The organism is Aquirufa sp., assembly GCF_044377215.1.
Lineage (GTDB): Bacteria > Bacteroidota > Bacteroidia > Cytophagales > Spirosomataceae > Aquirufa.
Genome location: NZ_JBILJM010000028.1, coordinates 1 through 15,171, shown reverse-complemented (window position 1 = coordinate 15,171; position 15,171 = coordinate 1). Strand labels below are relative to the sequence as shown.

At 42.4% G+C, this 15,171-nt stretch carries 11 protein-coding genes and 1 pseudogene; 7 read left to right on the top strand and 5 right to left on the bottom strand.

Annotated elements, in window-relative coordinates:
* Positions 1–38: 38 nt before the first annotated feature.
* Positions 39–2,732 (top strand): glycoside hydrolase family 2 protein, encoded by a 2,694-nt coding sequence (locus tag ACIQ6T_RS08800; RefSeq protein WP_395785529.1) that lies wholly within the window; start codon positions 39–41, stop codon positions 2,730–2,732.
* 85 nt (positions 2,733–2,817) lie between these two features.
* Here ACIQ6T_RS08800 and ACIQ6T_RS08795 read toward each other — a convergent pair whose 3' ends face one another.
* Together ACIQ6T_RS08795 and ettA are read right to left on the bottom strand one after the other, a co-directional pair.
* Positions 2,818–3,777: an AAA family ATPase gene (locus ACIQ6T_RS08795; RefSeq protein WP_395785528.1), complete on the bottom strand. Its 960-nt coding sequence runs from the start codon at positions 3,775–3,777 to the stop codon at positions 2,818–2,820.
* Between the two features lie 105 nt (positions 3,778–3,882).
* Positions 3,883–5,547, bottom strand: a complete 1,665-nt coding sequence (gene ettA, locus ACIQ6T_RS08790) for an energy-dependent translational throttle protein EttA (RefSeq protein ID WP_395785527.1) — start codon at positions 5,545–5,547, stop codon at positions 3,883–3,885.
* A 168-nt stretch (positions 5,548–5,715) separates the two neighbouring features.
* Between ettA and ACIQ6T_RS08785 the strand changes: the two genes are divergently transcribed.
* The gene (locus tag ACIQ6T_RS08785) at positions 5,716–6,990 is read left to right on the top strand and encodes a DUF349 domain-containing protein (protein ID WP_395785526.1); all 1,275 of its coding nucleotides are present in this window, start codon (positions 5,716–5,718) and stop codon (positions 6,988–6,990) included.
* Here ACIQ6T_RS08785 and murC read toward each other — a convergent pair.
* Complete coding sequence (gene murC, locus ACIQ6T_RS08780) at positions 6,979–8,349, bottom strand: UDP-N-acetylmuramate--L-alanine ligase (protein WP_395785525.1); 1,371 nt, start codon at positions 8,347–8,349, stop codon at positions 6,979–6,981. The two genes, ACIQ6T_RS08785 and murC, sit on opposite strands and share 12 nt — an antisense overlap.
* A 103-nt stretch (positions 8,350–8,452) precedes the next feature.
* Here murC and ACIQ6T_RS08775 point away from each other — a divergent pair, with 103 nt between their 5' ends.
* On the top strand, positions 8,453–9,910 hold the full coding sequence (locus tag ACIQ6T_RS08775) for an arginine decarboxylase (RefSeq protein ID WP_395785524.1): 1,458 nt from the start codon (positions 8,453–8,455) through the stop codon (positions 9,908–9,910).
* 10 nt (positions 9,911–9,920) lie between these two features.
* On the top strand, positions 9,921–10,043 hold the full coding sequence (locus ACIQ6T_RS08770; protein WP_395785523.1) for a hypothetical protein: 123 nt from the start codon (positions 9,921–9,923) through the stop codon (positions 10,041–10,043).
* Here ACIQ6T_RS08770 and glpK read toward each other — a convergent pair.
* Both glpK and ACIQ6T_RS08760 read right to left on the bottom strand, forming a co-directional pair.
* A complete protein-coding gene (gene glpK / locus ACIQ6T_RS08765; RefSeq protein ID WP_395785522.1) occupies positions 10,040–11,521 on the bottom strand; it encodes a glycerol kinase GlpK in 1,482 nt (493 codons plus the stop codon). The two genes, ACIQ6T_RS08770 and glpK, sit on opposite strands and share 4 nt — an antisense overlap.
* Positions 11,522–11,528: 7 nt before the next feature.
* A complete protein-coding gene (locus ACIQ6T_RS08760; RefSeq protein ID WP_395785521.1) occupies positions 11,529–12,230 on the bottom strand; it encodes an MIP/aquaporin family protein in 702 nt (233 codons plus the stop codon).
* A gap of 92 nt (positions 12,231–12,322) precedes the next feature.
* Between ACIQ6T_RS08760 and ruvB the strand changes: the two genes are divergently transcribed.
* From ruvB to ACIQ6T_RS08745, 3 genes and pseudogenes are all read left to right on the top strand, one after another.
* Entirely contained in the window at positions 12,323–13,348 is a 1,026-nt protein-coding gene (ruvB, locus tag ACIQ6T_RS08755; protein ID WP_395785520.1) for a Holliday junction branch migration DNA helicase RuvB, read from the top strand.
* 4 nt (positions 13,349–13,352) lie between these two features.
* On the top strand, positions 13,353–14,507 hold the full coding sequence (locus ACIQ6T_RS08750) for an FAD-dependent oxidoreductase (RefSeq protein WP_395785519.1): 1,155 nt from the start codon (positions 13,353–13,355) through the stop codon (positions 14,505–14,507).
* Positions 14,508–14,513: 6 nt separating this feature from the next.
* Positions 14,514–15,171 (top strand): annotated as a pseudogene (locus tag ACIQ6T_RS08745) (S9 family peptidase); the annotation flags it as partial.

The window sequence follows — 15,171 nt, the reverse complement described above, 5'->3', positions numbered from 1 at the left end:
TTTTCCGCATTGGCATGCCCTTGCGTAAATCTAAACCTATGAAAAAACTATTGATACTCCTATTCTTGGGAGCTAACTCGTTTGCTTTTGCACAAAAAACTGCTCAACCCCTTCCGGAACATCCGAGGCCTGATTTAATGCGGTCACAGTGGCTGAATCTAAATGGGTCATGGGATTTCACCTTTGATTCTACCCTCGTTATTCCATCCAAATTTGCTCATAAAATTCAGGTTCCTTTCCCTTGGGGATCGAAGCTTTCTGGCGTGAAGGATGAAGCGGATGTGGCGTGGTATCACCGGACATTTCAGGTACCTGCCGTGTGGGGTTCTAAGCGTGTGTTTTTGAATATTGGTGCTTCCGATTGGCATACGTCTGTGTATGTAAATGGCAAATTTGTTGGCGAGCATAAAGGGGGATATACTCCGTTTGATTTTGACGTCACTTCATTTTTGAAAGCAGGGATTCAATCAGTCGACATTCGCGTGGATGATAAGCGGCGGATGTTTACCTTATATGGGAAGCAGGGGTATGGAAATGCGCGGGGGCTTTGGCAGACGGTTTATTTGGATGCACGGGGTTCGGATTACATTGACCATTATGCAGTTTATCCAGATATTGACAAGGGCACTGTTCGGGTCAAAACCTACTTAGGTACTGCTGCTTCAAAAGATGCTGTTTTACAGGTAAGACTCGCTAATGGGCAGTCGGCGAGCATACCTGTGAAGAAAGGTACAGCCGTTGCGGATCTTACGTTGAAATTGGTCAAGCCACGATTGTGGTCGTTGGAGGATCCTTATTTATATGATTTATCGATGAGTTTAGGGAATGATCAGGTGAAAGGGTATTTCGGTTTTCGGAAAATTTCAGTGACGCCATTACCGGGGTCCAAGATTCCTTACATTGCGTTAAACAATAAACCGGTTTATTTGCAGCTGGCACTTGACCAGAGCTACCATGCGGATGGATTTTATACGTTTCCGTCTGACGCTTTTATGCGGGATGAGATTGTACGGAGTAAGCGGATTGGGTTAAATGGTATTCGTACCCATATTAAGGTAGATGTGCCGCGTAAATTATATTGGGCTGATAAATTAGGTTTATTGGTGATGTCGGACGTTCCTAATTCTTGGGGTGAGCCGGATGCCGATATGCGTCGGGAGACGGAATACACCTTGCATGAGATGTTGAAGCGCGACTTTAATCATCCGTCGATTTTTTCTTGGATAACGTTTAATGAGACTTGGGGTTTGTTTACGCGTATTGATAAAAAGTCTGTTTATACGCCTGAGACGCAAAAATGGGTGGCTTCGGTATATCGTTTGGCAAAATCTTTAGACCCAACACGCCTAGTGGAAGACAATTCGATTTGTTGTGGTCGGGGGCATACGGAGACGGATATTCATTCATGGCATGCCTATCAAGCGGGTTATGAATGGGATAAAGTGATGGATGATCAATCGAAAAATGTGTTTCCGGGTAGTCAGTGGAATTTTGAAAAGGGCTATGTGCAAGGGGCGCAGCCGATGATTAATTCGGAGTTTGGGAATGTATGGGGGTATCAAGGAAGTACGGGTGATGTGGATTATACGTTTGATTATCATAAGGCGATGAATTCGTTTCGGAATCATCCGAAGATGGCTGGTTGGTTGTACACCGAACATCACGATGTGATTAATGAGTGGAATGGCTATTATAAATTTGATCGGACGGAAAAGGAGACGGGATTGGGGGCGATTGTGCCGGGCATGACATTGAAGGATTTGCATGGGCCCTTTTATGTGTCGACGGGTCAGGAAATAACTTGGGCTGGAAAGGCTGGACAGACCATAAAGATTCCGCTTCATTTGTCATCCATGACGGATTTGTCGGGGGGGCTGCATTTGAAAATTTCGTTCGCTGGCGTGACGGCATGGGGAGAAAAGCAAGCACATTGGACGAAGGAATTGCCTGTGAAATTTGCTCCTTGGGATGTTCGGGCGCTCGATTCTCTTTCAGTGGTTTTGCCAAAAGACAAATCCGTGAATACGCTCAGCTTCATTTTAATGGATCCTGCGGGAAAAGTGTTACATCGGAATTTTGGTCATATTATCGTTGAGGAAGGAAATTTAAAGCCGTCGAATCCAAAAATGGAATTAGTATCTGTTCCTGTGGAGCGTTATAGTGCTTCGCAATGGCCGGAAAAGCAATGGACAGGAGTTTTGGGCCAAAAGGTTAACGGGGCCGGGGTTGGTTATTTTGAATATGAATTCCCGATTTCGGGAAGTGATATTGCGGAGGTACGATTTATGGTGGAGGCATCCTCTAAGCCGATTTTAGGTAAGGATCGTCCGGACCGTGGCAAAATGGATGGGGATTATATGTTGGGCAAAGGGACCTTTGATCCGGGAGTTAATCCCAATGCGTATCCGCAGACGGATGTGTATCCTTCTTCTTCCTCGTTGCGTGTTTCGGCTAATGGAATTATTGGGTTAGAGACAGTTTTAGCAGATGATCCGGCTGATCACCAGGGTATTTTGTCGTGGCATTATCAGGCTCGGAATAATAAATTGGATGAGGCGGGAACGTATGGGTACTTAGTGCAGGGGGTGATTCCTCCTGCTGCATGGCAAGCTGCTTTGAAAGCGGGGAAATTAGTACTTCGATTTGAGTCTACGCGTGGAGGTTTGGCGCTGTATGGCGATCAGTCTGGGCGTTATGTGACAGATCCGAGTATTTTAATTTTACGAAAATAAAATTATCAATTACTTGAACTCTTTTCCCTTTACCTTTGCCAAACCTTGGAGGATTGGCAAAGGTAGGGGGATGAGGTCTAAAAATTTAGCGATTAATCGCCACGGAACTCAAGATCGTTTGAATGATTTGCAAACTTGTAATGTTATCTGCCTCTGCCTCGTAAGTCAAAATAATCCGGTGATTTAACACATCCGGCGTCATTTCCTTGATGTCTTCTGGTAGCACATAATCACGTCCTGCTAAATAAGCCATTACTTTAGCTGCCAAATTTAAGTGAATACTCGCACGCGGCGAGGCCCCAAATTGAATGTAATCCGCTTCCTTCGTCAATCCATAATCCGCCGGATTTCGCGTTGCAAAAATTAATTCAATAATGTATTTTTCTAGCGTCTCCGAAATGGTAATTTGGTTTATTTCCTTACGTATAGCTTGTATATCTTGTAGGTCTAAAATTGATTTGGGTTCATATTGAAAATCCATATTAGACATCTTGCGCATCACCTCGAGCTCCTGTTCCTTATCCAAATAATTCAAGAAAACCTTCATCATAAAACGGTCTACCTGCGCTTCTGGCAACGGGAATGTCCCTTCTTGTTCCACCGGATTTTGGGTCGCTAGCACAAGAAATGGCTTGTCCAATAAATAGGTAGTTTCACCAATTGTTACCTGCTTTTCGGCCATAGCTTCCAATAAGGCCGATTGTACTTTTGCCGGAGCCCGATTAATTTCATCAGCTAATATAATCTGAGCAAAAATTGGACCTTTCTTGACTTCAAATTCATTTTTTAGCGGATTGTAAATCATCGTGCCCACTAAATCCGAAGGAAGTAAATCGGGCGTAAATTGGATACGCTGAAAATGCAAATCCAAAATTTTAGCTAATGTATTGATTGTAAGCGTTTTGGCTAGCCCAGGAACGCCTTCGAGAAGCACGTGTCCGCCGGTAAAAAGGCCAACAAGCAAACGGTTGATTAGGCGTTCCTGCCCAACTACCACTTTGCCCATTTCGTCGATTACCGCTTGAATTTTTTCTCTTGGTGTCATGTTACCATTGTTTAAAAATCAAAAAAACGGTTCGGAACTTTGAACCAACATTTTCAATTTAACTGCAAAAATACGTAAACTAGTCACTTATTCAATCCGCTCCCCCTATTGTAATTTTTTATATCGAATTCGTTTCGGAGCCGCGTCACCTAAGCGTTTCTTACGCGCCTCATCATATTCTGAGTAATTACCTTCAAAATAAGTCACTTGGGAATCCCCCTCAAATGCTAAAATATGCGTTGCAATACGATCCAAAAACCATCTATCGTGTGAAATAACCACCGCGCATCCCGCAAAATTTTCCAATCCTTCCTCCAATGCACGTAAGGTATTCACATCCAAGTCGTTGGTTGGCTCATCCAGCAATAACACATTCGCGCCTTCCTTCAACATCATCGCTAAATGTACCCGGTTGCGTTCGCCACCAGATAAATTGCCAATTTTCTTTTCTTGATCCGCCCCATTAAAATTAAACTTGCTCACATACGCACGGGCATTCGCTTGCTTGCCCCCAAGCATGATCCAATCATTTCCATCGGCAATGGTTTCATATACCGATTTCTCAGCAATCAGTTGATTGTGCTCCTGATCTACATAAGCTAATTTCACTGTTTCACCCACCTCAAAACTACCCGAATCCGGTTCTAATTGTCCTGTAATTAACTTGAACATCGTTGTTTTACCCGCGCCATTAGGCCCAATAATCCCCACAATTCCTGCTGGAGGAAGTGAAAAACTTACATTTTCATAGAGTAATTTATCGCCAAATGACTTGGAAACGCCCTGTACCTCAATGACCTTATTCCCTAAACGCGGGCCCGCTGGAATGAATAATTCCAATTTGTCTTCTTTTTGACGGTTCTCTTCAGATAATAATTTCTCATAGGAACCAATACGCGCTTTTGATTTCGCTTGACGGGCTTTTGGTGCCATACGAACCCACTCCAACTCGCGCTGTAGGGTTTTTTGTCGGCGCGACTCTGTCTTCTCTTCTTGTGCCAAACGGTTTTGTTTTTGCTCCAACCACGAAGAATAATTTCCTTTCCATGGAATCCCCTCACCGCGATCTAATTCCAAAATCCAACCAGCTACATTATCTAAGAAGTATCTATCGTGGGTTACCGCAATAACGGTTCCTTTGTATTGACGCAAATGTTGCTCCAGCCAGTCTACCGATTCTGCATCCAAGTGGTTGGTAGGCTCATCCAATAACAAGACATCAGGCTCTTGAAGTAGCAATCTGCAAAGTGCTACGCGGCGCTTTTCTCCACCAGAAAGAGTGCTGACTAACGCATCTGGATCTGGACAACGCAAGGCATCCATCGCTTTTTCCAAACGCGTATCTAATTCCCACGCATTGAAATGGTCTAATTTTTCTTGTACTTCTCCTTGACGCGCCAGCAATTTATCAAAGTCGGCATCTGGATCTCCAAAAGCCTCATTGATTTCGTCAAACTCTTTCAACAAGTTTTTGATTTCAACAACGGCTTCTTCAACGACCTCAAGAACGGTCTTAGTTGGGTCTAATTGTGGTTCCTGTTCAAGCAAACCAACAGTATATCCGGGCGACCAAACAACGTCTCCCGTAAATGATTTATCTATCCCGGCGATGATACGCAAAAGGGTGGATTTACCTGAACCGTTGAGTCCAAGAACACCAATTTTAGCCCCATAAAAAAAGGATAAATATATATTTTTAATGATCGTTTTCTGGGGGGGTATCACTTTGGATACACGCTCCATTGAAAAGATAATAGTTTCGTTACTCATAGGGTCAATCGTGTTTGGTTTAATAAGAACCTGCAAAGAATGTTATTTTTATGTAATTTTTTGAATTTCTCTTATGGATTTCTTTACTTCTTTATAATTTTTTAGATAAATTGACGTCGGATTTAATGAGCCAAAGCGTTTGCTTGAAGCTCTTTTATAAGAATTAATATGAGCCACACCGCTAAAAATGAGTTTGGGTTTTGCCAGGACGGCAAAGTTTTCCTAAACGCCTACCTAGATTTTCCATCGCGGGAAATCGGATTTGTTCGTGAAACTGAACAAGAAGCTTTAAATTATTTCGCCCGACGATTCGAATTAGCCAATTCCAAGGTAAATCAATTAGTACAGGAACTTGAAGAAGTGCAGAATAAGGGCTCCTACCTGACAAAGGTTGTTCAAATGAAAGCGTATTTAATTACGTTTGATGGACTAGGCGATTTTATCCCTTTATTAGCTAAGTTGGATGAATTAGAAGTCTTCTTACGCGGTCTAATCCAAAACAATCAAATCAAGAATCTGGAGATTAAGCGCGCACTCATTGAGGATGCGCAGGTGATTGCCAACCAAGAGGATGTGATTGCCGCGACCGATGAGCTAATGGATTTGAAGGCCAAATGGGTGAAAACCGGGCCAGTCGATAAGCAATTTCAAGACTCCTTAGCAGATTCATTTCAAGAAATTATGGATCAGTTCTTCTTGAGAAGAAGATTTTATTTTGAAGACAAAAACCGACAAATCGACGAAAAAATCCTTATTCTTCAAGGTTACATTGACGCCGTACATCAATACCGCAAGTCGGACGACCTAGACGCAGCCATCATTAAAGTCAAAGAATTACAAAAAGAGTGGAAGTTAGTCATTGGCCTTCCTCCCAAAAAACAATCCATGCTTTGGAAGAATTTCAAGAAAGCTAATGACATGTTTTTTGAAAAATATAATCGCATTAATGGCATTGAATATAAGCCTCGGATAGATCCACGTGTGCAAGAACTTGTCGCCATGACAGGGGAGCTGGAATTGAAGTTGGGTGATCAGTTGAATATGCCGGCCACTGCCGACTTAGCCAAGGCCTACCTCATTAAATGGAAAGAGGTTACCGCGCAAGTGAAAACAGTCGATCGTAGTATGGCTGAACGTTTCCGAAATGCGTGTGATAAGATTTTTGAAATGAACTATTTATTACGTGTGATTTCATATCGCCATCCAGCCTTAAATGACAAGCCACGGATTGAACAATTGAAAATCATGATTAATCAAATGGACTACATGACGAAAAAGGAACGTGGTGAACTAGATGATTTTATTGCGCAAGCAGAACAGGATCGACTTATGGATGATAAGCCAACTCAAAGCAAAATCAATACGCAAAAACGTAAGATTAGCATGAAAGAGCTTTTGTTGACTGGTTTTAAAGCCGAATTAGATCAATTACTAAGCGCGTAACATTCCTATTTCTTGGCCCAATTTTGGCATATCCAATCCATCAAATGTCCCTGAAGACATCATAAGCAAGTTAGTGTCCCCCCAAGTTTCCTGTAACAAGGAATCACGCAATGTTTCCGCATCGCGGATAACTCGCAGGCGAGGATGCTTGAAATACGTTTGAACGACTTGTTCCTCGATGCGATCCATACGTTTAATCTCACGCGCATGTTCACTTAAATAGATGATTGCCTCATCTGCTAAATCCAATGTTCCCGCATAGTGCGGTAAAAAGGCAGGATTTAAACTACTGAATGTGTGTAATTCCAAACAAGCAACAAGTTTTCGGGAGGGGAATTGATTTTTCAATGCATCTGTGGTTGCTTTTACTTTCGATGGAGCATGTGCAAAATCTTTATAAAACAATCCATTTTCTGCGGATGCAACCAATTCCAATCGTTTTGCTGCTCCTTTAAAGTTTTGAATAGTCTCATAAAAAGCAGTAGTCGAAATGCCAATTTGCTCGCAAATCAAGCGAGCACCCTGCAAATTTTTCAAGGTATGCTCACCAAAAACCTGAATCGGATACTCTTTGCCATCTTCGCCCAATAAAATAGTTTGGCCATTTTTGACAACTGAAGGATGGGCCTGATACCCTTGCTTGTCGGCATGTTCCGGACAATTTTCCGTTAGGCTCATCAGCACCTCATCTGTTTCATCAAAAAACAAACAGCCTGCTTTTGGTAATTCTTGAATTAATTTTTTGAATGAATCGGTATACGATTCAAATGTGGGATACACATTAATGTGGTCCCAGGCAATCCCTGAGATTAAACAAATATGTGGTTTGTATACCAAAAATTTGGCTTGTCGGTCGATTGGTGAAGCGAGGTATTCATCTCCCTCGATAACAATTATCGGAGCTTCTGAAAGCGAGGCCATCAGGTCGAATCCCTCAATCCGCGCGCCCACTAAATAGTCAAATGGTTTATTAAGCGTTTTTAAAACATGTAAAATCATGGAGGTGATACTAGTTTTTCCATGACTTCCTGCAATGACGATGCGCTGCTTGTTTTTACTTTGCTCGTATAAAAATGAAGGATAGGACTCAATCTGTATGCCTAATTCTTGTGCTCGTAAAAGTTCAGGGTTGTCGGCACGCGCATGCATCCCCACAATGACGGCAACTAAATCCGACGTTATTTTATCTGGAAACCAGCCAAATGCATCAGGAAGGATGCCATTTGCGTCTAAGAGACTCCTGGAAGGTTCATAAATTTCATCATCGGAGCCGGTAATTTCAAATCCTTTGGCTTTTAAGGCAAGTGCTAAATTGTGCATGGCAGCGCCGCCGATTGCGATAAAATGTATTTTGGGCATAATAACTTAATCAGTAATTCGTTTGCAAAGTACATACTTTTATTGCAGTTTTGCACGTTTTTCCACAAACTCAAGTTCGCTTGAGTACAATTCATCTGACTGAATGAAAAATTACGTCGATCTAATTGATCAAACCATTGAGTTCCCCACGCGTGAATTCAATATCAATGAGAATAATGAGTTGTTATTTAACAACGTACCCTTGATGGAAATCATCAAACAATATGGTACGCCGTTAAAGGTTTCTTATTTGCCCAAAATCTCGGAGCATATCGAAAATGCCAAATTGCTGTTTCGTAATGCTATCAAGAAATATAATTACAAAGGGAATTATACCTATTGCTATTGCACAAAATCATCCCATTTCTCCTTCATTTTAGAGGAAGTTTTGAAGCAACATGTACATTTAGAAACCTCAAGTGCATTTGACATTCCTATTATTCGGGATATGTACAATCAAGGTAAAGTGTCTAAGTCGACTTATATTTTATGTAACGGCTACAAGCAACCTTTGTACACGCAGTATATTTCAGAGTTAATTAATGATGGGTTTAATTGCATTCCAATCCTTGATAATTTAAAAGAAATTGATTTCTATGAGAAGTCGGTGACTGCCGAAAAGGCTAATCTGGCGATTCGTATTGCCACGGATGAAGAGCCTGATTTTGCGTTTTACACGTCTCGTTTGGGTGTTCGATACTCGGATGTGATTCCACTATATGAGGAGAAAATCAAACCAAATCCGAAGTTTAATTTAAAGATGCTTCATTTCTTTATTAATACGGGGATCAAAGATTCGGCGTATTATTGGTCTGAATTAAGCCGCTTTATTTACAAATATTGCGAATTGAAAAAAGTTTGTCCTGAATTAGATTCGATCGATTTGGGTGGTGGTCTGCCGATTCAAACTTCGCTTCAATTTAACTACGATTACCAGTCGATGGTCGACGAAATCGTGGAATCAATTTCCTGGATTTGCAATAAAAATAATGTGCCGGTTCCTAATATTTTCACAGAGTTTGGTTCGTATACGGTAGGTGAAAGTGGAGCCGTTTTGTATGAGATTATTGATCAAAAACTCCAGAATGATAAGGAGTTGTGGTACATGATCGACGGATCTTTTATTACGCAATTGCCAGATTCATGGGGTATGAATCAAAAATACATCATGCTTCCGGTGAATAACTGGAGTTCACCATATCAGAAAGTTAACTTAGGTGGCTTAACTTGTGATTCGATGGATTTTTACAATACGGAGGCGCACAGTTCTGACTTATATTTGCCTATATTTGAAGAGGATCAGGAACGCCAGTATGTTGGCTTTTTTCACACCGGCGCCTACCAAGAGTCCTTAGGTGGATATGGAGGAATCCAACATTGTTTAATTCCTGCTCCCAAACATGTGATTGTTGACCGCCTGGATGATGGAACAATTACCACACGCTTGTTCCAAGAGGAGCAGTCAAGTGGTACGATGCTTCAGATTTTGGGCTATAATGAGCCAAAAGTTCCGGTGATAGAAAAGAAGCCGGTGGCCGTAAATATACCTGTTACAGTTTAATCAAAACGATATGAAAAAGCTTATTGCATTAAGTGTGTTAGCCGGATTAATCTTTAGTTCGTGTGCACAACCTGCGTATTGTCCTGCTTATGGGACAACAAAAGTAGAGGCGGTGAAGATTAAGCGAGTTTAATCTTCCGCCCAGTCAAAACTTTTCGTAACGGCCTTTTTCCATTGACCTTGCAAATGCTGGCGTTTTTCCGTTGGCATTTGTTTTTTCCACGTATGTGCGATACCCCAGTTTTTCCGAAGATCATCTAGATTTTCCCAATATCCTACGGCCAGCCCAGCGGCATAGGCTGCACCCAAAGCAGTGGTTTCAATAATTTTTGGGCAAATTACTTCTGCTCCTAGTATATCTGCTTGAAATTGCATCAATAATTGATTGACGACCATGCCGCCGTCCACGCGTAGTGACGTAATTGGAATGCCAGCATCTTTTTCCATGGCTTCTAGAACCTCCCATGTTTGAAATGCAGTTGCTTCCAAAGCAGCTCGAGCGATATGCGATTTATTCACATAGCGGGTAAGACCTACGATGACACCACGTGCATCCGATTTCCAATAGGGGGCATATAATCCAGAGAATGCAGGAACAAAATAGCAACCGCCATTGTCATCCACTTCTTTCGCCAATTTTTCAATGTCTGGGCTGTTTTTAATGATTCCTAAGTTGTCACGAAGCCATTGAACTAATGCGCCGGTTATGGCAACAGAGCCTTCCAAAGCATAATGCACAGGTTCATTTCCTAACTGATATGCCACGGTTGTTAGTAAGCCATGTTGGGATGGTACAGGTTTTTCCCCCGTATTCATGAGTAAAAAGCAACCAGTTCCATAGGTATTTTTTCCTTGGCCCGGGTTGAAGCAGGTTTGGCCAACTAACGCAGCTTGTTGGTCCCCTAAAATCCCAGCTAATGGTACGCCGCCTAAAACGCCCTTTGCAAGTCCGTACACGGCGGAGCTAGGTTTAATTTCGGGTAACATGATTTTTGGGATGTTAAATATGCTCAAAATTTCATCGTCCCATTGGCATGTCACCAAATCCATGAGTTGGGTCCTACTCGCATTTGTCACATCTGTGATGTGTAACCCACCTGTTAAATGCCAGGCAATAAACGTATCCATGTTTCCGAAAATCGCATCGCCTTTTTCAGCATCGGCACGAAGTCCTTCGATGTTATTGAGTAGCCAACGTAATTTTAATCCACTAAAATAGGCCGCTAGTGGCAATCCCGTTTTGGTACGAAAACGATCCATGCCGCCGTCTTTGGCAAGTTCAGCTAATTCAGATCCGACGCGCGTGTCTTGCCAAACGATGGCATTATAATAGGGTTTCCCTGTGTGTTTATTCCAAACGACCGTGGTTTCTCGTTGGTTCGTAATCCCAACCGCCGCAATATCTTTCGCTGATAAGTTCGCTTTTCCTAAAGCTAGGCCAATAACTTCCTGCGTATTTTTCCAGATTTCATCCGGGTTATGCTCGACCCAGCCAGCTTGTGGATAAATCTGCTGATGTTCTTTTTGGCCAACGGAAATAATTTCTCCGGCCTTGTTAAATATGATAAACCGAGAACTTGTTGTTCCCTGGTCGATAGATCCAATATACATAAGTCGCTTAGTTTAAAGTCAAAATATATGCGCCAATGAAAGCACCGGCAGCTGGTCCTAGCACCGGAATCCATGCATATCCCCAATCGGAATTTCCTTTATGTCGAATAGGTAAAATTGCATGCATAATACGTGGTCCTAAATCACGGGCGGGATTGATGGCATATCCAGTTGTTCCCCCCAATCCCAGGCCTACTGCCCAGACTAATATACCTACCATAAATGGCCCTAATCCTGTTTCGATGGAGCTAAACGTGCCCAAGGCAACGACAGCGATAGCAGAAGCAAATGCTTCTGAAATAAAATTGAATGGGGTATTTTTGATTGCAGGATCCGTGCAAAAGGATGCTTTAATTGCCCCTGGATCTTCCGTGATATCGTAATGTGGTTTGTAATGTATCCAAACGAGGAGTTGGCCTAACATCGCCCCCAACAATTGTGCGCCAATAAACGTAGGAAATAAGGTCCAATCACCCGATTTAGCGCAATCTGCGATGGTAACAATTGGATTTAAATGCGCTGCAGAACTGCCAAAATAAGTGGAAACATAGATGGCGATTGTGACGGCAAAAGCCCAAGCTGCCGCGATGGCTAGTAATCCCGTACCATTTCCTTTGGTATCTTTTAAGAGAACATTGGCGACAACGCCATTTCCGATATATAATAGAGTAGCTGTTCCGGCGAGTTCGCCGATAAAGATGGAGGTCATAGGTTTAGAAAATCAATAAGGTTTTCCAAAACTATAAAATCTTCGCAATAAAAAAATTATCTTTGAATTCAATTTTTGATTCAAAACGCCTTATGCGGGAAGATTATTTAACAGGTGATGCGGAAGCATTGAATCCACAAGAAAAAGAGTACGACAAAGCCCTCCGGCCTTTGAGCTTTTTTGACTTTTCGGGCCAAGGCAAAATCGTGGAGAACCTGAAGGTATTCGTGGGAGCTGCCAAAGCACGCGAAGAAGCCTTGGATCACGTCCTGCTTCATGGCCCTCCGGGCCTTGGAAAGACGACTTTATCGCATATTATTGCCAATGAATTAGGGTCTACATTGAGGATTTCTTCAGGACCTGTGTTAGACAAACCCTCTGATTTAGCGGGTTTATTGACGAATTTGCAACCATTTGATGTGTTATTTATTGACGAAATTCATCGATTAAATCCGATTGTGGAAGAATACCTGTATTCAGCCATGGAAGATTATAAAATTGACATCATGCTGGACTCGGGTCCAAACGCCCGGAGCATCCAGATTAGTTTGAATCCATTTACGTTGATTGGTGCCACGACGCGTGCGGGATTGTTAACATCCCCATTACGGGCACGTTTCGGAATCAATGCTCGTTTGGAATATTACGATGCCAAATTACTCACCACCATTGTGAAGCGTTCCGCACAAATTCTTAAAATGCCAATAGAGGAATCTGGGGCTTATGAGATTGCCCGTCGGAGCAGAGGAACACCGCGTATCGCCAACAATCTATTACGTAGAACACGTGACTTCGCCCAAGTAAAAGGCAATGGGGAAATTGATGTGCGCATCGCCCAGATTGCTTTAGACGCCTTGGATGTAGATCAAAATGGCTTGGATGAAATGGATAATCGCATTTTAATGACCATCATCGAAAAATTCAAGGGCGGTCCCGTAGGTCTAACGACCATTGCCACGGCATGTGGAGAAGAGGCAGAAACCATTGAAGAAGTATATGAACCTTTTTTAATTCAAGAGGGATTTTTGAAACGTACGTCTCGTGGTCGGGAAGCTACCGAAAAGGCATATCTTCATGTAGGTATCGCTCCAAAAGCACAAACCGGCACGTTATTTTAAGAGCATGCGGTTAATTTTTATCCTTTTACTGACTATCCATTATTGCTTTGGCCAAAAAGCACAACAGGTAGATGTGGTTATTTATGGGGCAAATATAGGGGCTCAACTGGCTGCACATGCTGCAAAAATAGCAGGTAAAAAAACACTGCTGATCGTACCCCAATCCGCTGATGAACTCCCTATTTCAAAACAATTAGTTAGACATGAAATCAAGGGATTAGTTTGGGATTTTTACCGAAAAATTGGCAAAGAGTTAGGTCAGTTTGATGTGTTTGAGGCATCACTCGGAGTTAAAAAACAAGTCATTGACGCGTATCAAAAGCAATCAGAATACCTGGTGTGGGAAGGAATGCAATTGCAAGAGGTCCAGCAAAATGAGGCCCAACTATTACAACTGAGTGTTTCTGATGGAAAAGGAATTCGAGTAGTTAAAGCGAAACAGTTTATTGATTGTAGTGTACATGCCGACTTGCTAACGAAGGCGGGCTATCAGATGACTACCCAGGTAGAAGATGATGGGATGGGTGGCTCAACCAAACACCTAAAAAAGCCCGCCATTAAATGGACTAACACGCAGGCACCTATTTTTATGCTAAGTCAAGTGGTCGAGTCAGATGCTATTTTAGCTAGCCAAACGGCTGTTATTCGCACGCTCGACGCGATGCAAAAAGGAATATCGGTTGCCAATGTAAAAGAGGACGATATTCAACGCTATTATAGTTTTAACCCGTTGATGGATGGATCTCGTCCGGATTTATTGATTGATGATGCCAATAAATCGATGGTCGAGGTTATTGGTCCGTGGAAGAAAGTTGCCGATAAAGTCAATGGGTATGGAGAAGGATATTTGTCTACATTTTCGAATGACGATTTGGGCGCGCGGGTTAGGTTTAATTCACGAACACCTTTGAAAGGTGTTTATCAAGCGTATTATTTTTTGCCAACTTCCATGGGAAATACCACGGTACAGTTGGAAGTTTATGTAGGTCGAACTAAATTTCCGGTCGCCTTGAAATTAACTCAGGATATGAAATCAGGTTGGGCGCCACTCGGGACCTATACTTTTTCAGATCCTGTTACAGCAGACGTACTTGTCTACACGAAAAATGCCAAAGGACTAATCGTTGCAGATGCAGTGCTTTGGGTTCATCAAAAATAAATGATTATGAAGACACGAATTTTTTCACTCCTTTTAGTTGGCGCAAGCCTTCATGCCATGGCTCAATTGTCCTATCCGAAAACACGTAAAGTAGATCAAATTGATCAATATCACGGGGTTTCCGTGGCAGACCCCTACCGGTGGCTTGAAGATGACAATAGTGCAGATACCAAAGCCTGGGTTAAAGCTCAGAATGAAGTGAGTTTTGGCTATTTGGAAAAATTGCCAATGCGTGAAACCTTTAAAAAACGTATTGAGGTATTGAGCAATTATGAAAAGCTTTCAGCACCTACGCGCCGCGGGGAATGGTTCTATTTTTACAAAAACTCAGGCCTGCAAAACCAATCGGTACTCTACCGTCAAAAAGGCCTAAATGGCAACGCTGAGCAGGTTTTAGATCCCAATAAATTATCGTCGGATGCAACTACGCGACTCACTGTGTTTAATTTAAATAAAGACGGTCGGTACGCCTGCATCGGTTTAAGTAAGGGTGGTAGTGACTGGCAGACGTATACCGTGCGTGATATGGCAACGGGAAAAGACTTAGCGGATGAGATTCAATGGGTAAAAGTAAGTAGCGTCGCTTGGAAGGGGAATGGCTTTTATTATTCACGCTATCCAGCACCTGCACCGGGCAAAGAATTAAGTACGAAAAATGAGAATC